At 56.7% G+C, this 19,556-nt stretch carries 19 protein-coding genes; 14 read left to right on the top strand and 5 right to left on the bottom strand.

Annotated features, from left to right (window positions below; translation table 11 throughout):
• Positions 1-145: 145 nt before the first annotated feature.
• Entirely contained in the window at positions 146-2,659 is a 2,514-nt protein-coding gene (locus tag IEY52_RS10500) for a U32 family peptidase (RefSeq protein ID WP_229684722.1), read from the top strand.
• 140 nt (positions 2,660-2,799) lie between these two features.
• Here IEY52_RS10500 and IEY52_RS10495 read toward each other — a convergent pair whose 3' ends face one another.
• The 5 genes from IEY52_RS10495 to IEY52_RS10475 all read right to left on the bottom strand — a co-directional run bounded on the left by IEY52_RS10495 (position 2,800) and on the right by IEY52_RS10475 (position 7,661).
• A complete protein-coding gene (locus IEY52_RS10495; RefSeq protein WP_189002636.1) occupies positions 2,800-3,150 on the bottom strand; it encodes a hypothetical protein in 351 nt (116 codons plus the stop codon).
• 60 nt (positions 3,151-3,210) lie between these two features.
• A complete protein-coding gene (locus tag IEY52_RS10490; protein ID WP_189002635.1) occupies positions 3,211-4,287 on the bottom strand; it encodes an ABC transporter ATP-binding protein in 1,077 nt (358 codons plus the stop codon).
• Positions 4,284-5,837 carry an ABC transporter permease gene (locus IEY52_RS10485; protein ID WP_229684721.1) on the bottom strand — a complete coding sequence of 518 codons (1,554 nt, stop codon included), beginning with the start codon at positions 5,835-5,837 and terminating at the stop codon, positions 4,284-4,286. Before IEY52_RS10485 ends, IEY52_RS10490 begins: the two co-directional genes overlap by 4 nt.
• 119 nt (positions 5,838-5,956) lie before the next feature.
• Positions 5,957-6,952: an iron ABC transporter substrate-binding protein gene (locus IEY52_RS10480; protein WP_189002633.1), complete on the bottom strand. Its 996-nt coding sequence runs from the start codon at positions 6,950-6,952 to the stop codon at positions 5,957-5,959.
• Positions 6,953-7,184: 232 nt separating this feature from the next.
• The gene (locus IEY52_RS10475; RefSeq protein ID WP_189002632.1) at positions 7,185-7,661 is read right to left on the bottom strand and encodes a hypothetical protein; all 477 of its coding nucleotides are present in this window, start codon (positions 7,659-7,661) and stop codon (positions 7,185-7,187) included.
• A 39-nt stretch (positions 7,662-7,700) separates the two neighbouring features.
• Here IEY52_RS10475 and IEY52_RS10470 point away from each other — a divergent pair, with 39 nt between their 5' ends.
• The 13 genes from IEY52_RS10470 to IEY52_RS10410 all read left to right on the top strand — a co-directional run bounded on the left by IEY52_RS10470 (position 7,701) and on the right by IEY52_RS10410 (position 19,414).
• Entirely contained in the window at positions 7,701-8,348 is a 648-nt protein-coding gene (locus IEY52_RS10470) for a response regulator (RefSeq protein WP_189002631.1), read from the top strand.
• A gap of 28 nt (positions 8,349-8,376) precedes the next feature.
• Positions 8,377-8,601 carry a hypothetical protein gene (locus IEY52_RS10465; protein ID WP_189002630.1) on the top strand — a complete coding sequence of 75 codons (225 nt, stop codon included), beginning with the start codon at positions 8,377-8,379 and terminating at the stop codon, positions 8,599-8,601.
• Positions 8,602-8,612: 11 nt separating this feature from the next.
• On the top strand, positions 8,613-9,434 hold the full coding sequence (locus tag IEY52_RS10460) for a serine hydrolase (RefSeq protein ID WP_189002629.1): 822 nt from the start codon (positions 8,613-8,615) through the stop codon (positions 9,432-9,434).
• A gap of 157 nt (positions 9,435-9,591) precedes the next feature.
• Positions 9,592-10,455, top strand: coding sequence for a c-type cytochrome (locus IEY52_RS10455; RefSeq protein WP_189002628.1), 864 nt, complete (start codon positions 9,592-9,594; stop codon positions 10,453-10,455).
• Between the two features lie 15 nt (positions 10,456-10,470).
• Positions 10,471-11,115 (top strand): QcrA and Rieske domain-containing protein, encoded by a 645-nt coding sequence (locus IEY52_RS10450; protein ID WP_189002627.1) that lies wholly within the window; start codon positions 10,471-10,473, stop codon positions 11,113-11,115.
• Positions 11,115-12,515 (top strand): cytochrome b, encoded by a 1,401-nt coding sequence (locus IEY52_RS10445; protein WP_189002626.1) that lies wholly within the window; start codon positions 11,115-11,117, stop codon positions 12,513-12,515. Before IEY52_RS10450 ends, IEY52_RS10445 begins: the two co-directional genes overlap by 1 nt.
• Positions 12,516-12,583: 68 nt before the next feature.
• A complete protein-coding gene (locus IEY52_RS10440; RefSeq protein WP_189002625.1) occupies positions 12,584-12,784 on the top strand; it encodes a hypothetical protein in 201 nt (66 codons plus the stop codon).
• Positions 12,777-13,967: a low temperature requirement protein A gene (locus tag IEY52_RS10435; RefSeq protein WP_189002624.1), complete on the top strand. Its 1,191-nt coding sequence runs from the start codon at positions 12,777-12,779 to the stop codon at positions 13,965-13,967. The genes IEY52_RS10440 and IEY52_RS10435 overlap by 8 nt, the downstream gene beginning before the upstream one ends.
• Before the next feature lie 210 nt (positions 13,968-14,177).
• On the top strand, positions 14,178-14,912 hold the full coding sequence (locus tag IEY52_RS10430) for a YebC/PmpR family DNA-binding transcriptional regulator (protein WP_189002623.1): 735 nt from the start codon (positions 14,178-14,180) through the stop codon (positions 14,910-14,912).
• Between the two features lie 256 nt (positions 14,913-15,168).
• Positions 15,169-15,957, top strand: a complete 789-nt coding sequence (locus IEY52_RS10425; protein ID WP_189002622.1) for a PSP1 domain-containing protein — start codon at positions 15,169-15,171, stop codon at positions 15,955-15,957.
• Positions 15,957-17,291 (top strand): rhomboid family intramembrane serine protease, encoded by a 1,335-nt coding sequence (locus tag IEY52_RS10420; RefSeq protein WP_189002621.1) that lies wholly within the window; start codon positions 15,957-15,959, stop codon positions 17,289-17,291. Before IEY52_RS10425 ends, IEY52_RS10420 begins: the two co-directional genes overlap by 1 nt.
• A 126-nt stretch (positions 17,292-17,417) precedes the next feature.
• Positions 17,418-18,308 (top strand): ABC transporter ATP-binding protein, encoded by an 891-nt coding sequence (locus IEY52_RS10415; RefSeq protein WP_189002620.1) that lies wholly within the window; start codon positions 17,418-17,420, stop codon positions 18,306-18,308.
• Complete coding sequence (locus IEY52_RS10410) at positions 18,305-19,414, top strand: ABC transporter permease (RefSeq protein ID WP_189002619.1); 1,110 nt, start codon at positions 18,305-18,307, stop codon at positions 19,412-19,414. Before IEY52_RS10415 ends, IEY52_RS10410 begins: the two co-directional genes overlap by 4 nt.
• Positions 19,415-19,556: the final 142 nt, after the last annotated feature.

Here is a 19,556-nt window from a genome sequence, read left to right as displayed (position 1 = left end):
CTGAGAGCTGAGAGCATCGTGATTCATCAGGAAGTCAAAAGCAAATCACAGCAATTCAGAAACAACTATCCAATTTCATCCCTAAAATCCCTGATGTAACCTGATCCCCACTCTTTTGCTCCCAGATCTCCTATTCTGGAGTGTTATGAGTCGTACCCCCCGCAAACCTGAGTTGATGAGTCCTGCCGGTTACTGGCCGGAAATGCGTGCCGCCGTTGAAGCTGGTGCAGATGCAGTTTTTTTCGGCATGAAGCACTTTACCGCCCGAGCCAAGGTGGGCTTTGAAGTCCCTGAACTTCCCGATGTGATGCGTTTTCTGCATGAACGGGGAAGCAGGGGTTTTCTGACCTTCAACACGCTGGTATTTGACCGGGAAATCCATCTGGCTGCAAAAGCCATCGAAGACATCGCCAGTGCAGGTGTGGATGCCATCATCGTGCAGGATCTGGGCATTGCACGTCTGGCCCGTGAAATCTGCCCGGAACTGGAAGTCCACGGTTCCACCCAGATGAGCATCACCAGCAAGGAAGGGGCAGAACTGGCCCACCGTTTTGGGGCCAACCGGGTGGTGCTGGGCCGCGAACTGAGCCTCAGGGACATTGAGCGCATTGCCAGCAGCACAGACATCGAACTGGAAGTCTTTGTGCACGGGGCGCTCTGCGTGTCTTACTCTGGCCAGTGCTTTTCCAGCGAAGCCTGGGGAGGCCGCAGTGCCAACCGGGGCCAGTGCGCCCAGGCCTGCCGCTTGCCTTACGACCTGATTGTGGATGGGCAATACAAAAACCTGGAAGAAGCCCGTTACCTGCTCTCCCCTGGCGACCTGTATGCCCTGCATCAGGTGCCAGAACTGATGCGCATCGGGGTGGACTGCTTCAAAATTGAAGGCCGCTACAAAGACGCCGAGTATGTGGCCATCACCACCCAGGCTTACCGCAAGGCCATCGATGAAACCTGGGAAACCGGAAGTTTTCACATCTCGCCTGAAGAAGAAAGGGACATCGAACAGGTGTACTCCAGAGGTCTGGGTCCGTGGTTCATGCAGGGCACCAACCACCGTCAGGTGGTGGGGGGTCGGGCTCCCCGTCACCGTGGGGTCAAACTTGGAGAGGTGACCGAAGTGGGGCGGGGTTTTGTGCGGGTCAAGTGTGCTTTCGAGCCAAAACCCGGAGAAGGTCTGGTCTTCGATGCCGCACAGCGCCGCAGCCCTGAACTGAAAGAAGAAGGGGGCAACATCTATGAAGTGGCTCCTGTCAAAAAAGGCATTTATGAACTGCGCTTTGGGAACGGTCAGATTGATTTCTCCAGAATTGCAGCAGGTGACTGGGTGTGGCGCAGCAATGACCCCACCATCCAGAAAAAACTGAAACCCCTCACAGAAGCCAGCAAACCCAGCTACACCCGCCCTGTGAGCTTTGAAGTGTATGCCCGGATGGGTGAAACCATGACCCTGATCGCAACGGACACCGAAGGGCACAGCGTGGTTGCCGTTTCAGAGAACCCTGTTCAACTGGCCCAGAACCGGGCACTGACCCTGGAAAGCCTCAAAACCCAGCTTGAGAAACTGGGGGGCACCCCTTTCCATCTGGCCGATTTCCATGCAGATGTGCAAGACGGGCTGTTCATGCCTCTGGGAGAACTCAACACCCTGAGGCGTCAGGCCGTCGATGACCTGCTGGCAGTGCGTGGAGGGTTGCCGCAACGGAAGGTCACTTCTGACCCCCACCTTGCTCGCTTCGCCTCGCTTTCCTCCCCCTCAGGGGGAGGACCTGTCGCAGACAGCGGAGGGGGACCTCAACTTCACCTGCTGGTCCGCACCCCAGAGCAACTGGAAGCTGCCCTTGAAGTGCATCCAGATTCCATCACGCTGGATTACCTGGAGCTTTACGGCCTGAAACCCAGCGTGCAGAAAGTCAAAGAAGCGGGAATCCGGGTGCGGGTGGCCAGTCCCAGAATTCTCAAACCCACCGAACAGAACATTCAGAAGTTCCTGCTTTCGCTGGATTGTGAAATTCTGGTGCGGTCTGGCGGACTGCTTGAAGGTCTGTTGCAGGTGGAGAACCGCCCTGCCCTCACTGGAGATTTCAGCCTGAACACGGCAAATGTGCTGACCGCAGAAACCTATCTGGATCTGGGGGCACAGGCCGTGACCCCCACCCATGACCTGAATGCCCGTCAGATTGAAGAACTGGCAGAAAAGCTGGGTGGAGACAAGCTGGAAGTCATCGCTTACCAGCACCTCCCGGTGTTTCACACCGAGCACTGCGTGTTCTGTCGTTTTTTAAGTGAGGGCACCGATTACACCAACTGCGGTCACCCCTGTGAATCCCACAAGGTGGCCCTGAAAGACAAACGGGGCCTGATGCACCCAGTCATGGCCGATGTGGGCTGCAGAAACACCGTCTTTGGTGCAGAAGCCCAGAGCGCCACCAAACACCTCTCTGGCTGGCTGGACAGCGGCATCCAGAATTACCGTCTGGAATTTGTGCACGAAAGCACAGAAGAAGTCCGTCAGGTTGCCCGTGCCTACCGGGATTTCCTGCAGGGCAGAATCACGGTTTCAGATCTGGAATCCCGCTTGCAGGAGGTCACCCCTCAGGGCATCACCGAGGGCAGCCTGTTTGTGCCCCATGATTTTGAGAACCTCACCCAGTTGATGTGAGTCACACTTGTGACTCACAAGTGTGAAAGCTGCAGAATTTGAAAGCAGGCCAGAAACAATGTTTCTGGCCTGCTTGGAGCATTTGACAGCAGAACAAAAGTTTGTTTCCTGGGGTGATGCTTCAACTTCCACGCTTCGGTTCAGGTCAGCAGTTTTTTGATGACCACACCCTGCAATTCCTCTGTGGAGTTGCAGGCATCAATTTCATCTCTGGGAATCAGGAGTTTGAGTTGCCCTTTGTGAATCACATAAACATTGGGAGCGTCGGTGCTGCCGTATTTGCGGGTGAAGGTGTCCCGGCAAACAAAACGTGAAGGGTAAGGCAGGCTGGACACAAAAGCCCGCCACTGCACATCCCGGCCAAAGAGGCCGTGTGTCATGGCGTAAAGCTTGCAGGGATGCTTTGCAGGCAGAAAAGCCGCCTGGCTCCAGGCACTCAGGCGGTTGAATAGGCTGGCACCTGTGTTGTACACAAAGATCAGCTTTTCCACGATTTACACTGTACGCACTGCCCGGCACTTTTACTGTGATGGGTTTGTGCGAAGCTGACGTTACGAGCCGCGTAACACCTGGGCCAGTCCCTGCACCGTCACAAAAGCCTGCTGGCCTTCCAGAAAATGGTGGTTGTGATGGGCATGCACCAGAACCTCCTGCTCGCCACAGGTGCAGGTGTAGGTCACATCGTGGCCTTTGTATTCCATGTATTTGACGGTGACAGGCACACCCTGATCTGCAAACACAATGTCTTCTGGACGGATGGAAATCAAAACCGGGCCTTTCGCTTCTTCACTGAGGTTGAGTTTGCCCAGGCAACTGTCCGCGGTTTTTCCAGCAGCCCTGGCACTGATCAGGTTGCTGCGGCCCAGAAAGTTGGCCACAAAAGCCGTTCTGGGGCTCTGGTACACCTCTGGAGGGGTGCCAATCTGTTCAATTTTGCCTGCCCGCATCAGCATGATGCGGTCTGCGAAGCTCAGGGCCTCTTCCTGATCGTGGGTCACCAGAATGGCGGTCATGCCTGCTTCGCGCAAAATGGCTTTGACCTCCTGGCGGGTGGTGTGCCTGAGGGCTGCGTCCAGGTTGGAGAAAGGCTCGTCCATCAGGATCAGTTTGGGGCGGGGAGCGAGTGCACGCGCCAGGGCCACCCGCTGTTGCTGCCCCCCAGAAAGCTCATGGGGGTAACGTTTGGCAAAAATGTTGAGTCCCACCAGTCCCAGCACCTGCCGGGTGCGTTCTTCCCGTTCCTGGCGGTTCATGTTCTTCAGGCCAAACATCACGTTCTGGGTGACGTTCAGGTGGGGAAACAGTGCGTAATCCTGGAAGACCATGCCCACATTGCGTTTTTCGGGGGCCAGAAACACCTGTGGACCGATCAAAGCCCTGCCGTCCAGCAGCACCTGTCCCTGGTCTGCCCGCTCAAAGCCAGCGATCACCCTGAGGGTGGTGGTTTTGCCGCATCCTGAAGGACCCAGCAAGGCCAGCATCTCCCCTTTATGCACAGCGAAAGAAAGATCATCCAGAACAGCAGGGAAGCCCGGAGCGTAGCGTTTGCTGAGGTGTTCCACACGCAGCACTTCAGTGCCGCTTTGAGGGACAGGGCCTGGTTGGGTTTCGTTCAGGGTGGGGGTCATTTTTTCTCCTGCAACACCAGTGCTGCAAAAATCCCTGAGACCAGCACGATGGTGATGGCGTAAGGCGCAGCATCTGCGAACATGGCTTCTGAGGTGTAAGCCCACACGTTTTTGGCCAGGGTTTCAAAACCGATGGGGCTCAAGAGGAAACTGATGGGCAGTTCTTTCAGGACACTGAGGAACACCAGGGCCAGACTGGCCAGCAGGCCAGAGCGCATCAGGGGAAAAGTCACCCGGGCAAAAGCCTGCATGGAATTGTAACCCAGCGATCTGGCGGCTTCTTCAAGCCTGGGGGTCGCCTGATACAGGCTGGCCCGGACCGGTCCAATGGCTTCTGCCAGGAAGTGCAGCACATAAGCTCCAATCAGCAAAGTCAGGGTCTGGTAAATGGCAGGAACCGCTTTCAGCGAGAAGAACACCAGGGCCAGGGCCAGGGCCAGGGGCGGTGTGGCATATCCAAAATAGGCACTGCGCTCAATCAGGCGGGTCCAGAAGCCTGGATAGCGCACCCCCAGATAGGCTGGAGGAATGGCCAGCAGGGTGGTGATCACCGAGGCAGGCAAAGCCACCTGCATGGAGTTCCACAACACCTGTCCCCAGTCTCTGACCCCCTGTTCAATGCCCTGTCTCAACCAGAACAGAATCGAACTGATCGGCACAATCAGGGTGGCTCCGGCCACCAGGGCCACAAACAGCAGGGCGGGCCACATCCAGAAACCCAATTCCATGGTGGGGGCCTTGCGGGCTGCACCACTGCCAGATCTGGAAAGCTTGAGCCTGCTGAGCAATCTGGCTTCCAGCCACAGGGTGGAGGCAGTCACCGCCAGCAGCATCAGGGAAAGCCACGCAGCATAGACCCGGTCAAAAGCCGCGTTGTACTGCTGGTAGATGGCGTAACTGAAGGTCTCAAAGCGCATCAGGGACACCACCCCAAAATCCCCAAACACGTGCAGGGCAATCATCAGGCTTCCGGCATACCAGGCGGGTCTGAGTTGCGGCAGGGTCACCTGCCAGAACACCTGCATCGGGCTGCGACCCAGCGAACGGGCGGCTTCTTCCAGGCTGGGGTCCAGGTTTCTGAGGGTGGCCCAGAAATTCATGAACAGGTAAGGAAAGTTGAAGAGGGTGAGCACCCCCAGAGCCCCCCAGTACCCCACCGGATGGGGCCAGTGGATGCCCGTCAGCACTTCGATCATGCCGTCTGTGCCACTGGCGGCCAGCAAGGCGTAAGCCCCCACATAACCAGGCACCGCCAGAGGCAGCACCCCCAGAAACACCCCCAGTTTGCGCAGGGCAAAGTTGGTGCGGGTGGTCAGAAACGCCAGCGGCAGGGCAATCAGGGTGGATGCCGTCACCGTTCCCACCATCAGCATCAGGGTGTTCCACAGGAGTTCCAGATTGCGGGTGCGAAACACGATTTCCCTGAGGTCTGCGCCTTCGGCCTGCATGGCCCGCAACACCAGGTAAACCAGCGGAATCATCACCCCCAGGGCGGTCAGGGACGAGAGCAGAACAAAAAGTTTGGGGGGTCTGGGGGAATGTTTCAACACAAGAAAACCTGGCATTCGGGAAAGCACCGCATTAAGGTGACTATACCCATCGGATTAAAAGAATACAAAAAGGGAGAGCACATTTGGCCCTCCCTGTTCAGCTGATTCAGAGGTCTTCTTTACAGCAGTCCGACTTCGCGCAGCAGTTTCTGGGCCTGTTCCAGACGGGGTCCCATCTTTTCCTGATCGATTTTGGGGCTGAGTTTGGCGGCTTCTGCAAAAGGCAGCAGGGAGCTGCTGAGGATGATCTTGTTGGTCACAGGGTACTCAAAAACCTCAGCGGTGAAGAATTGCTGGGCTTTGGGAGCCACCAGGTAATTCAGGAACTTCAGGGCATCTGCACGTTTCTTGCTGGTTTTCAGAATGCCTGCACCCGTCACCAGGGCCAGTCCGCCCACATCCCCTTGCTGGAAGTAGTAGGTGCCAATGGGCGCACCACTCTTGATGAAGCGCTGGATGTAGTAGTGGTTGGTGATGGCCACATCAATTTCGTTGTTGCGGATGCCTTCCATCATGGCCACATTGGATGCAGCGTAGGATTTGGGTTCCAGGGCTTTCATGCCCAGCAGCCATTCTCTGGTGGCCGCTTCGCCTTTGAGGGCGATCATGGCTCCCACAAAATCCTGAAAGCTGGCATAGGTGGGGGTCCAGCCGATGCGGCCTTTGAACTCTTTGTGTTTGGGAAGGTCCATCACACTTTTGGGGAAAGATTCAGGTTTGACTTTGTTGGTGTTGTAGGCCATCACCCGGAAACGCACCGAGAGGGGAATCCAGGTGTTGTTGGAAGGAGCATAGACTTCAGGGAACTTGCTGACCAGGGTCTTGGAGAGGGTGGTCAGCAGGCCAGCCTCATTGGCAATGCCCAGGCTGCCAGAGCTGTTGGCCCACAGCACATCTGCAGGGCTGGCTTTGCCTTCTTCTTGCAGCGCAGCAATGATGGCAGAATCGGTGGCATAACGCACGTTGACCTTGATGCCCGTGTCCTGCTCGAACTGCTGGACAATGGGGTCCACCAGACCTTTGCTGCGTCCAGTGTAAACGGTGATGCTTTTGCTCTGGGCCAGAGCAGCGCCTGCCAGCAGGCCCGCCAGTGTGATTGCGATGGTTTTGTTCATGAGGAGTCTCCCTGGTGAGGCCCCTGGTGCAGCATTGGCTTGCAGGGGGTCCCACATCAGAATAAATCCTAAGTAAGCTACTCGGATTTGTCAAATAAAGATGTCCCTTGAAATTTTTAAAATTCAACCACAGCCAGACAAAAAACCCACCTGTAGCAGGTGGGCGGGGTTATCTGGTTGTCCAGACACTTTGACTGGATTCTTTGAAAGGTGGCTCAAATGTAGGCCAGCATCACTGGCGTTGCACCCGATCTGGCACCAGAAACAGCTGAATCCAGCTTGGAGCGCCCCACACCCAGGAGGCAGAACGCTGAAACACCGATTTGGAAACCATTTCATAGACTGCGGGTTGCAAACTCTGGCTGGGGTAGGCCCCACTGGCACTGATGGGAAAAGACAGCACCACACTGGTGACCAGCACTGCTCCCAGCAAGCCCCCCATCACGGCACCCAGAACTTTATACAGGATGGATTCCACCTGATTGCGCACCAGAAAAGCCAGGCCCTGGGAAAAGCCCAGACCCACCACCAGGGTGATCAACACCGCCACCCATCCGGTGATGGTTCCAAAACTGGCCATGATGGGCAACAGCAGAAAAACCACCAGCGCCCAGATGGCACCACCCACGCCACGCTTGTAGCCCAGAATGACAATGCCAGACCACAGCACCAACAGCAAGGCGTCAAGGATGTTCAATTGCCAAGTCATATGTTCTAGTATGCCCTGTAAAAGCCGTAAAATAAAGTTATGATTCGAGTCCTGCTCGTAGACGACCATGCCCTCTTTCGCCAGGGCATCAAAAGCCTCCTTGAAAGTGAAGGAGACATCCGCGTGATTGGCGAGGCTTCCAATGGCCGAGAGGCCATCCGTTTTGCTGCAGAAACCAAACCCGACCTGATCCTGATGGACATCCAGATGCCTGAACTGGACGGGGTCAAAGCCTGCCAGAGCATCCTGGAAATTGATCCAGAGGCCCGGGTCATCATGATCACCATGTACCGCCAGGACAGCTATGTGTTTGAAGCCCTCAAAGCCGGAGCCCGTGGTTACGTCCTGAAGGACGCCGATGCCAGCACCCTCATTGATGCCATTCGCCGGGTGGCAGAGGGTGAGGCCCTGCTGAACGCCGACCTGGCCCAGAACGTTCTGGACGATTTCCGCCACAAAAAAGAAGTGCTTCCCAGTGAAAAACACGCTGACCTCAATGAGCGGGAAACCATGATCCTGCGCTTGCTGGCCCAGGGCCACAGCAACCAGGAAATCGCCATCAAGATGGACATCAGCGAAAAAACCGTGCGCAACCGCCTGTCCGAAATCTTCGCCAAACTGCAACTGAACAACCGCACCCAGGCCGCCCTGTATGCCATCCGTGAAGGCATTGCCAACCTGGAATGAGGTTTGACCTGAGTGTTGAGCTGAGCCCATGAAAAAAGACCCAAAAAACCAGAAACGCACCTTCAAAGCAGGCTGTCAGCGCACCTGGGAAGTCATCACTGCAGAGCCTGATCTGGCCTATCTGGAGCTGGCTTTCCCGGAATGTCCCACCTGCCCTCACCGGGTGCAACCTGAGGGTGCAAAGCCTTTTTGCACCCTCAGGTTGCAGGATGCGCCCCATCCTTTTGCCAGCCTGGGGAACCTCAAGCTTTAGGGCTTTGAACCATGCAACAGGTCCTGCTTGATGAATTGATTCAGCGTTTTGATGGCGACCTCTCGCTCTGTGTCAGCACCATGCAGGGCGAGGTGCTGTTTTGCCATCAGCAGAATCATATTTTCAAAGCCGCCAGCCTGATCAAGTTGCCCATCCTGAGTTGTGCCTTGCAGCAGGTGCAAGCAGGACAGCTGGCCATGACAGACCGCTTGCCCCTCACTGCAGAAAATCAGGTGCCCGGAGCAGGGGTGCTGCACGAGATGGAAACCGGTCTTTCCCTGACCGTCCAGGACCTGCTCACCCTGATGGTGGTGGTCAGTGACAACACCGCCACCAATGTCCTGATTGAACGTCTGGGTCTGGACGCCATCAATGCACACATCCAGCACATTCAGCTGCAACACACTTTTCTGGTGGGCAAACTGCAAATGCCTTTGAATTTGCAAAATGACCTGCAAAAAACAGGCCAGCGCAGCACCACCAGTGCTGCAGACATGAATTTGTGGTTGCTGAGCCTGGTTCAGGGAAAACTGCTGACCCCAACGTTGAGCGAATGGGCCCTGAACCTCCTGAAAAAACAGCAGGACCGTCTGGTGATTTCCCGGCGTCTGCCCCGCACATCCGATGGGGAATTGCTTTACGAGGTGGCCAGCAAAAGCGGAGAAATCCCCTCCCATCGCCATGATGTGGGGATTGTTTTTGCGCCAAAACCTTACCTGGTGAGCCTGCTGTCCAGAGGATCAAATGACTTCAGGGAACACCCGGATCAGGCCCTGACCTTAAGGCTTGCTGAGCTGTCTGAGCGAATTTTCTGGTTGACGCAAAGCGTCTGAAGGTCCCCCTTTTGTTTTGGGACGTTAGTCCCGGCGTCACCAGAGCAGTTGCATAAAATATAAGGATGTGTAGGTGTGACGGCTCACCGACTGTGAGGAAGCTGAGCGGCTCATGTTATGCTACTTGGTGCTGGATTTCCTGAGATAGGTAGGTCAAATGGAACGGAACGATACAACCATACCGTCAGTGTCCCTGATTGTGGCGGCAATATTCTGGGTGATATTGCTGTTCCTCTTCAACTCCACCCTGAAAGCCCATCACGGGGCCGAAGCTGCCGCAGAAGCACCTGCAGACACGGCCACGGCCAGCGACTGGAAAACCGGTGGTCAGGCCGTCTTCACGGCCAACTGTGCAGGCTGCCACGGGGCCAACGGCGAGGGAGGCTTCGGCAAGAAGTTTGTGGGTGATGCTTTCATTCTGGGCGATCCTGCTGCAGTGATCAACGTGATCCAGAAAGGCAAAGGCAGCATGCCCGCCTTTCCCCAGTTGAATGAAACCCAGCTGCTGGATGTGGTGAACTTCATCCGCAACAGCTGGGGCAACAAAGCCGACATTGTCACCCCTGAGATCTTCGCCTCCAAGGGAGATGAAGAAGCCAAACTGGCTGCCCTCAACCGCTCCCGTTTCGTGCCCGACCACCTGGGTCTGCCCGAAATCTTCCTCACCACCTTCGTGATGATCCTGACCATTTACGGTCTGATCGGACTGTACTCTGCCTGGGCTGAAGGAGAAACCCTCAAACCCGGCATTCACGTGGTGCGCAGCAACAACCTGGCATATGGCGGCATCGTGCTGTCCATGGTGGGTGTGCTGTGGTTCGGTTACCTGTTCGTCAAGCAAATCGTGATGGGCATCCAGGGCAGCGAAGCCGAAAAAGCCCTCCCTATCAATGTGACCGCTGAAGGCACTTACGCAGCCATGGTGCTGCTGTTGCTCGCCTTTGCCCTGATGCTGTACAAGAAGTACTTCATGGACGGCGAAGCTCTCGTGGAAGACGCCAGCGGCGAATTCCCCTGGTAAGCGAAGGACAAGACTATGAGTGATGAAAAACTCCCACAAGGTGAAATCAGTCGCCGCAAGTTTGTGACCGGCGCACTCGGGGTCACGGCTGGTGTTGGGGTGCTGTCGCTGGCCAGCGTGGTTGGTGCACTGAAACCCGCCAAACGTCCGCCCACCGCTGAACAGAAACCTCCGGCTGCTGGAGACGTGCTGGTTTACGCCGGTGGCACCAACAAAGACCAGCCCATCAAGGTGGCAGACCTCAAAGCCGATGGCCTGATGGTCAAAGCCTGGCCCAAAGGCGAAGTCCTCAAGGACAAGAACGACAACAACCTGTTGATCCTCTTCCGTTATGCAGATGGGGTGCTCAAAGAACCCGCCAAAGTGGAAGACACCGTTCAGGGCGTCATCGTTTATGGGGGCATCTGCCAGCACCTGGGCTGCCAGGTCAACCAGAAAGACGACGGAACCCTGCTGTGCCCTTGCCACTCTGGTGCTTACGATCCCCGAGCAGGCGGCGAAGTGATCGGTGGGCCCCCTCCCCGTCCGCTGGCCCAGTTGCCCGTCGAAGAGAAAGATGGGGTTCTGGTGGTCAAGGAATATTACGTCCGCCCCAGATACGGTGAATCGGTGGCAGACTGGCAGACCAACCGGGCAGATGCCAGCAAGGGAGGCGCTTGATGAACCAGTGGCTTGACGAACGTTTACACATCAGCCGTTTGAACGACAAGTTCCTGCGCAAGGCTTTCCCTGTACACCACAGCTTCTTCCTGGGTGAAATCACCCTGTTTGCCCTGGTGATCCTGATCATCTCCGGCATCCTGCTGGCTTTCACCTATGAACCCAGCACCAAACTGGTGGATGGTGTTCCTGCGGCTTATGCCAGCATCCTGAAAATCAACAGCATGCCTTTCGGAGACATGCTGAGGCGCATTCACCACTGGACCGCCAACATCATGGTGGGCGCAGCCGTGATCCACATGTTCCGCATTTACTTCAGTGGTGCTTTCAAGAAGCCCCGTGAAATCAACTGGTGGATCGGCTTCATGCTGCTGGTCTTCAGCGCCCTGACTGCCGTGACCGGCTACTCCCTCCCCTACGACCAGTTTGCTTTCGCCACCCTGAAAGTGATCTACGGAATCACCAGCAGCGTGCCCTTCATTGGCAACTGGCTGGCCGAACTGTTCTTCGCTGGCCCCTTCCCCGGTCCTGGCATCGTGTCCCGTTTCTACGGCTACCACATCATGCTGCTGCCCGGCATCTTGCTGGGCCTGACCGCTGTGCACATGCTGCTGATGATCAAACAGAAGCACACCCAGCCCGGTTACGCAGCCAAGATCGCTTACAAGAAGATCGTGGGGGTGCCCCTCTCCACCCAGCAGAGCATCATCATGATCATCCTGCTGGTGCTGATGGCCGCCATCATCGTGCTGTTCAGCGCCTACATCCCGGTTCACCCCGTGGAAGTGTACGGCCCACCCAGCGACTCCACCCCCACCATCAAACCTGACTGGTACCTGCTGTGGATCTTCGGGATTCTGGCCATCATGCCCCCCGAGTTCATCAAGCTGCCAGAAGACCCCACCCTGATCACCAGCACCCAGCAAACCCTGGCCACCATTTTCAACCCCGAGTTCATTGGTGCCATGCTGATCCCCGGTCTGATCCTGGGCCCGGTGTTCCTGGCCCCCCTGTTTGACCGCGCCAAAGAGAACCTGTACTACGCTGAGAGCCCCACCGAGCACCCCAAGCGTCTGGCCTTTGGTCTGGCCTGGTGTGCCCTGATGATCGTGCTCTCCGTGGCCGGGTACAAACCCGAAATTCAGACTGCTTTTGAAACTGCCCGTGGTGTGGGTCAGATGGCTCCTGAAGCTGCTTCCATTGCCAAAGTGCAGATTGAAGAGCTGGTCAAAATGATGCTGTACGCCGCCATTGTGGTGGTTCCAGTGATCATGTACATCCTGACCTTCGGGATTGTGCGTGCCATCAAAAACAGCCGTGAAACCGATGCCCGTGAAATGAAAGCCCACCAGGAACTGCTGGCCCGCGAAGCCGCCAGTGCCCACGGACACGACGACTGAGCCCTGCCCTACACAACCCTGAAGCGGTGCACACTGCACCGCTTCTTTTTTTTCATAACATAGGAAACATGTCGGAAACACTGCGGTATTTCGCTGAGCAGGCCAGAACGCTGCAATTGGACCTGAGCCAGCTGCAAAATGCCCATCCAGAAACCCTGAGGACATTTGCAGCACAGGTTTTGCAGGAACTTACCGCCCTGGGACTGCTGGAAGACACCCATGGGATTGGCTGTTACACCGAGTATTCGGGAAGAGGTGGAGATGCTTAAGAATTACCGTCTGTGGTGGCATGCCCCCAAATTGAGGCACCTTGGGGGAGAAGAGGAACGCAAGGTCAGCTGGCTGGAACTGTTTTTTGATCTGGTCTTTGTGGTGATCATTTCCAGGCTGGCCCACCATTTTGGTGAACATCCAAGCTGGGCTGGGCTGGGAGAACTGGCCCTGCTGTTCATTCCGGTGTGGTGGATCTGGATTGCCGGAACGGTTTACACCGACCGCTTTGAAACCGAGGACCTGAGTTACCGGGTGCTGATGTTTGTGATGCTGCTGATTGTGGGTGTCATGGCCGTGTTTGCGCCTTATGGTCTGGGGAAATATGCAGATGCCTACGCCTGGAGTTATGTGGCGGCCCGCATCCTGATCATTGGGATGTGGCTGAGGGCCGGCAGGCACAATCCCATTGCCAGACCCATGACCACCAAATTTGCACTGGGCTTTGGGGCCAGCGCCATTTTATGGGCCATCAGCACCCAGGTGGATGGCAGCCTGAGCATTCTGCTCAAGGGCATCGGTCTGGTGTTTGACACCCTGACCCCCGTCTGGACCATCAAAGATCAGGCCAAACTGCCCAGGCTGTCTGGCCACAAAATGCCTGAGCGTTTTGGATTGCTGGTGCTGATTGTGCTGGGTGAAAGCATAGTGGGCATGGTCAACGGTCTGGCCGATGCCCACGACCTGAACCTGACCGTGTTCATGCGATACCTGTTGGGTGCCCTGGTGTGTTTCGGGCTGTGGTGGGTGTACTTTGACTTCATTGGCCGCCGCCGCCCCAATCGGGCACACATCAGCCTGTCCCTCACCTGGAGTTACAGCCATTTGCCGTTTCTGATTTTTGCGGTGTCCATTGGTGCCCTGATTGCGCATGCCATTGGGACCGAGCACCCCGAACCCATCACCCTGACTTTGCTGTGTGTGGGCTATGCGGGGGCCATGCTTTCCATGGCCCTGATCGAGTACACCATGGCCCCAGAACACCCTCCGGTGGTCCATGCCGGGACTTCCATTGGCCTGAAAATCGGACTGGCGGCACTGGCCCTGCTGACAGGACTGCTGGTTTCCACGCCCATTGGCGTGCTCGCAGTGCTGTGCGTGCTCAATCTGGTGGTGATGCTTTACGGGGTGATCTGGTGGTTCAGAAGCCCCCATTCACAGCCAGGACATGCCCACCACTGAAAACCAGTCAGAACCTCTGAGCTGAACTTTCCCTCAAACCCTGAACCTGACAGCAGCGTTCAGGGTTTTTCATTCAGGCCAACCGGATGCTTTTTTGATACAATACCCCTGCTGAGCCTGAAAAGGCTGACTCACACACAACAACCGGGACATTTTGGGAAGATTCCCAGAACAGAACCCGATGTGCTGAAAATCCCAAGAGGTGCAACCATGGCAGGTCATAGCAAGTGGTCCCAGATCAAACGCAAAAAAGGCGCCAACGACAAGAAGCGCAGCGCCACCATCAGCAAACACATCCGTGCCCTCACCAACGCTGTGCGCAGCGGAGGAAGCGGAGACCCGGCTGGAAACCTGTCCCTCAAGAATGCCATTGCCGCTGCCAAAGCAGACACCGTTCCAGTGGACAACATTGAGAATGCCATCAAACGGGCTGTGGGCAACAGTGACGGGGCCACCGAGTACAAAGAAATTGCCTATGAAGGTTACGGGCAGGGTGGAACCGCCATCCTGATTGAAACCCTCACCGACAATGTGAACCGCACGGTGGGCGAGGTGCGCTCGGTGTTCAACAAAAAGGGCGGCAACATGGGCAACAGCGGCTCTGTGGCCTGGCAGTTTGACAAAAAAGGCATCATCCAGGTGAGCAAAAACACTTCTGAAGCCCAGGAAGCTGCCATTGAGTTTGGTGCAGAGGACATCGAGGAGAACGAGGACGGCACCCTCACGGTGTACACCGCCCGTGCAGATTTGTTCACGGTCTCTGAAGGCCTCTCTGGTGCCGGTTTCGATGTCACCGAGGCCAGCCTGCAGAACATTCCCCAGAACACCGTGGCCCTCTCTGCAGAAGATGCCGAGAAGCTGATGGTGCTGATCGAGGCTTTAGAAGACCTTGACGATGTGCAGACCGTGACCTCCAACGCAGATTTCAGCGCTCTGGAAGAGTAAAAAACTTGCTGTTCAGGCCGGACATGGGTCCGGTCTTTTTGTTTTGTGCCGGTTTTGTGCCCGTTCTGGGCCAGGGGATGCTCTCATGCAGCACTGCACGGTTTACATTCCACACAGCCCCGGACAGGTACAATGGCATGGACTCTGAATGCAACATCCACACAGGACGCTTTCAGATGTGATGTCTTCAAGACCATCTTGCCTTTCTGCAACAGATGCAACAGAACAGGCAGGATCTGAATCCACAGGAGTACGCATGTTCACCCAGGCTGTTCGCTTTGACAATGGTCCCAAACTCCACCCGATGTCCACCGAGACGCTGTACCCGGTGAATTCCCATGTGATTGTCCAGTCCAGACGTGGTCTGGAAGTGGCGCTGGTGCGTACAGAACACCAGGACACCCCCCGGCGTGACCATGGGGGCAGCATCCTGCGCTCTGCCACCCCGGAAGACCTGCAGGCCCGTGAAGAAAACCAGAAACGGGCCGAGGAGGTCAAGTGGTACCTGCGCGCCAAGGTGCGTGCCCGCAAATTGCCCGTCAAGATCGTGTCCGTAGAATTCACACTGGACCAGTCCCTGCTGACCATGGCCTACAGCGCAGAAGAAAGGGTGGAACTGTCCAGCCTGATTGCCGACCTCCGGCACATCACCCCTGCCAAGGTGAATTTCTTTGCGGTGGGTCCCAGAGAGCAGGCCGCCACCCTGGGCGCACTGGGCATGTGTGGTCGGGAGTCCTGCTCCAGCACCCACCTGCAGGAGTTTGCTCCGGTAAGCATCCGCATGGCCAGAGACCAGCAACTTCCCCTCAACCCGGAAAAACTTTCCGGTCCCTGTGGGCGTTTGCTGTGCTGCCTGCAATATGAACACGAGATGTACCAGGAACTGCTCTCAGAACTGCCCAGGAAGAACGCCAAGATGTGCCACACCGAATCCGGGGCCTGCGGCAAGGTGGTCAAACTGAGTCCCCTCAGGGGCACCCTGGAACTGCTGACCGAAGACGGCAGCATGATTGAAGGCAAACCCGAGGAGTTCAGCAAGCTGTGATGGATTTCGGGACCATTGACGCCTGGGGCTGGTTGCTGGTTGCCGGGGTGATGGTTTATCTGGCTTTTGCAGTGCTCTCAAAGTTTGCAGAGGCCAGCATCCGGTTTGTGCTGGCAGGCATCCTGGCTTTTCTGGCCTACTGGCAACCCGATTTCTGGTGGCTGGGCGTGCTGGGACTGGCCCAGGCCCTGCTTTTGCTGTTCATTCACTGGCGGGTGATTTATGGGCATGACCACCTGCAAAACTGGATCCGTCTGGGGGTGTTCACGCCTGCACTGCGCACCCATTTCGAGCGTTTGTGGTTGCAGTGGCGGGGCCTGAGGCAGCTTCCCCTGCCAGAGCATCCCCTGCGGGGAGACATCCAGCACCTGCTGCACAACGCCAGCATGCAGAGCCTCAGGGAGAACCTGCAGCCTGCGTCTTCGCTGGACACCCTGACTTCCCTGCTCTCCCCTGACCCGGCAGAAACCTACGCCGCTTCCCGGAAACTCAAGCTGGATTCCGGTTACTGGGTGGGGCGGGCGATGTTCTTGCAGGGCCAGCAAACCCAGGACAATGTGAACCTGCAACTGGGAGCGCAGCGCATGCTGTCCAGCCTGAACGTGCGGGAGGATCTGTTCGCCTGGAAACTGCTGGACGCAGAGGCTTTGCTGTCTCCTTACGGACTGAACCTTCGGGAGGCTTTTCTGGCCCGCACCCAGAACACCCCGGCCACTTTTGCTTTGCTGGGCATCATCGGATTGTTCTTTTTGTGGGAACTGGAAGCAGGTGCCCTGAACAGCCCCTCTGCCCTCTATGATCTGGGAGGCAACCTGCGTTCCCAGACCCTGCAAAGCGGAGAGTACTGGCGGCTGGTCACCAGCATCTTCCTGCATGGCTCCTGGCTGCATGTGGGCCTGAACAGTTTTTATTTGCTGCAGATGGGCCGTGAGGTGGAGCGCAAGATTGGTCCCAGTGCCCTGATCTTTGCTTTTGTGCTGTCCGGGGTGGTGGGCAGCGTGTTCAGTTCCCTGCTGGGCACAGGAAATGCTGTTTCCATTGGGGCCAGTGGTGGGCTTTTTGGACTGGTGGCCCTGGAGTACACCCTGACCCGTGGCAACCTGCAACAGCGTTTGCGCAAGCTGCAGGCCAATCTGGGATCTTTGCTGACCATGTTCCTGATTGGCTTTCTGATCCCCAACATCGACAACTGGGCCCACCTGGGCGGTCTGGTGACCGGTTTGCTGCTGGGCCTGAGTTACCGTGCACCCAGCCGCACAGAACAGGCCATGATGGGTCTGATTTCTACAGGGATCATTGCCTGGGGCGTCATCAGTCTTTTGATGTCAAGATAACCACTTTTCTGAATTCAACCCACCGATGCAAGGTTCTGATCGGTGGGTGTGCTTTTGCACCATTGACAGCCGGGCTGCAAAAGCACAAAATGTAAGTAAGCACTTGCTTGCATACAGGAGGCCTCCATGCCCGCCATACAGACCGAAAACCTCAGCAAAAAATACCGCACCCAGGAAGTGGTCAAAAACCTCAACCTCACCGTGCCAGAAGGCATTGTGTTTGGCTACCTGGGACCCAACGGAGCAGGCAAGACCACCACCATTCGCATGCTTTCTGGTGTGCTGGCCCCCACCAGTGGCACAGCCACCATTGCAGGCGTGTCCCTGAAGCGCCCCGAGGACATCAAGGCCCGAATCGGGTATGCCAACCAGGCAGCCAGCGTCTACACCGACCTGACCGTCGAGGAAAACCTCAAATTCAAGGCAGGCATGTACCTGAAACCCCAGGACATCCCTGCAGCAGTGCAGCGCACCGTGAAACTCCTGAAACTGGAACCTCACCTCAAAACCCTGGCAGGCTCGCTTTCTGGAGGCTGGAAACAGCGGCTCTCCATTGGCACAGCCATCATTCACAGCCCGAAAATTGTGTTTCTGGATGAGCCGACCGCCGGACTGGACCCCATCGCCAGACGGGAACTGTGGGATGGCATCTACGACCTTGCCAAGGCAGGAACCACCGTCTTTGTGACCACCCACTACATGGATGAAGCCGAGCGCTGCCACGAAATCGCCCTGATCCACTCTGGCCTGATTCTGGCCCAGGGCACCCCGGAACAGCTCAGGAACAACCTGCAGGGCCACCACTACGAACTGGAACCCGAAAACCTGATGCAGGCCCTGGAAAAAACCAAAACCCTGGGGTTGCAGGATGCCTGGATCACCGGCAGCAACTTGCGGGTCAGCAGCAAGGAGCCCCTCGGTCCTGAAACCCTGCAGCAGCTTGGGAAAAACGCCAGACGGGTGTCTCCCACCCTGGAAGATGTCTTTGTCTCACTGGCAAGGGAGGTCCGCAAATGAGCCGCATCCTGGCCCTGGCCAACAAGGAGTTCCTGCAGATCCGGCGCGACCATGTGCTGCTCAGGCTGATCATCCTGCTCCCGGTGGTGCTCCTGATCCTGTTCGGGTACGCCCTCAACACCTCCCTGAAAAACATTCCCCTCAGCGTGGTGGACCATTCCTCAGACCGGGTGAGTGCCATCTTCCTGAAGTACTTCACCGAAGAGAACCGCTTCAGGCTCATCCCGACCAGCACGGTAGAAGCTGCTCTGCAAGAGGTCAAAAACGGCAAAACCCACGGCATTCTGGAGGTGGAAGAAGGTGCACTGAAAGCCCTCAGGGACAACAAACCCATCAAATTCACTTTGAGGATTGATGGGTCTGACCCCCAGATCACCGCACAGATCCGGGCACAGGCCAGTGCCTCCATGCAGGACTTCACCAAAAAAGCCCTGGCTGGACGCGCCCTCACCGAGAACATCAGTGCCCCTGTGGAACCCACCTTTGAAACCCTCTACAACCCCGACAACCGCACAGCCGTTTTCATGGTGCCAGGAATTGTGGGCCTGATTCTGGCCCAGATCACCACCCTGCTCACCTCCATCGGGGTGGTGCGGGAACGCGAGGTGGGCACCCTGGAATCCCTGATTGCCACCCCCATCCGGCCTTCAGAAGTGATTCTGGGCAAGATGCTTCCCTACTTCATTCTGGGTCTCTTTGATGCAGCCCTGATTCTGGCCCTGGGACACTGGGTGTTCGGGGTGCCCCTGGTGGGCAATCTGGGCCTGATTGTTCTGGCGGCTTTCCTGTTTGTGCTGGTGTCTCAGGGCATCGGGATCCTGATTTCCAGCAGTGCAAAAACCCAGGTGCAGGCCATGTTTGGCTCCTTTGCCATCCTGTTTCCCAGCATCTTCCTTTCGGGAATGCTCTTCCCCATCGAGGGCATGAACCGCTTCTTCCAGGCCCTCAGTTACGCCGTGCCCCTCAAGTACTTCCTGGAAATCATGCGTGGAGTGATGCTGAGGGGCACCGGACTGGACAGCCTGTGGCTGCAGTTCACCTGCCTGAGCATCTTCGCTGTGCTGATGGTTCTGCTGGCCAGCCTGCGTTTCAGAAAAACCCTGTAAGCCCTCACTTCTCCCCATCAAAGCAAAGGCAGCGGTGCATGTCCTGCTGCCTTCCCGCTCTTTTCTGGCCTCCTGCATCTCCTCTTGCTGGATTGTGTACTGTAAGAGCTGCAAAACCGGGATAGAATGCTCCCAGCATCAC

This window comes from Deinococcus roseus (genome assembly GCF_014646895.1).
Taxonomy (GTDB): domain Bacteria; phylum Deinococcota; class Deinococci; order Deinococcales; family Deinococcaceae; genus Deinococcus_C; species Deinococcus_C roseus.
This window is presented reverse-complemented; position numbering and strand designations above follow the sequence as displayed.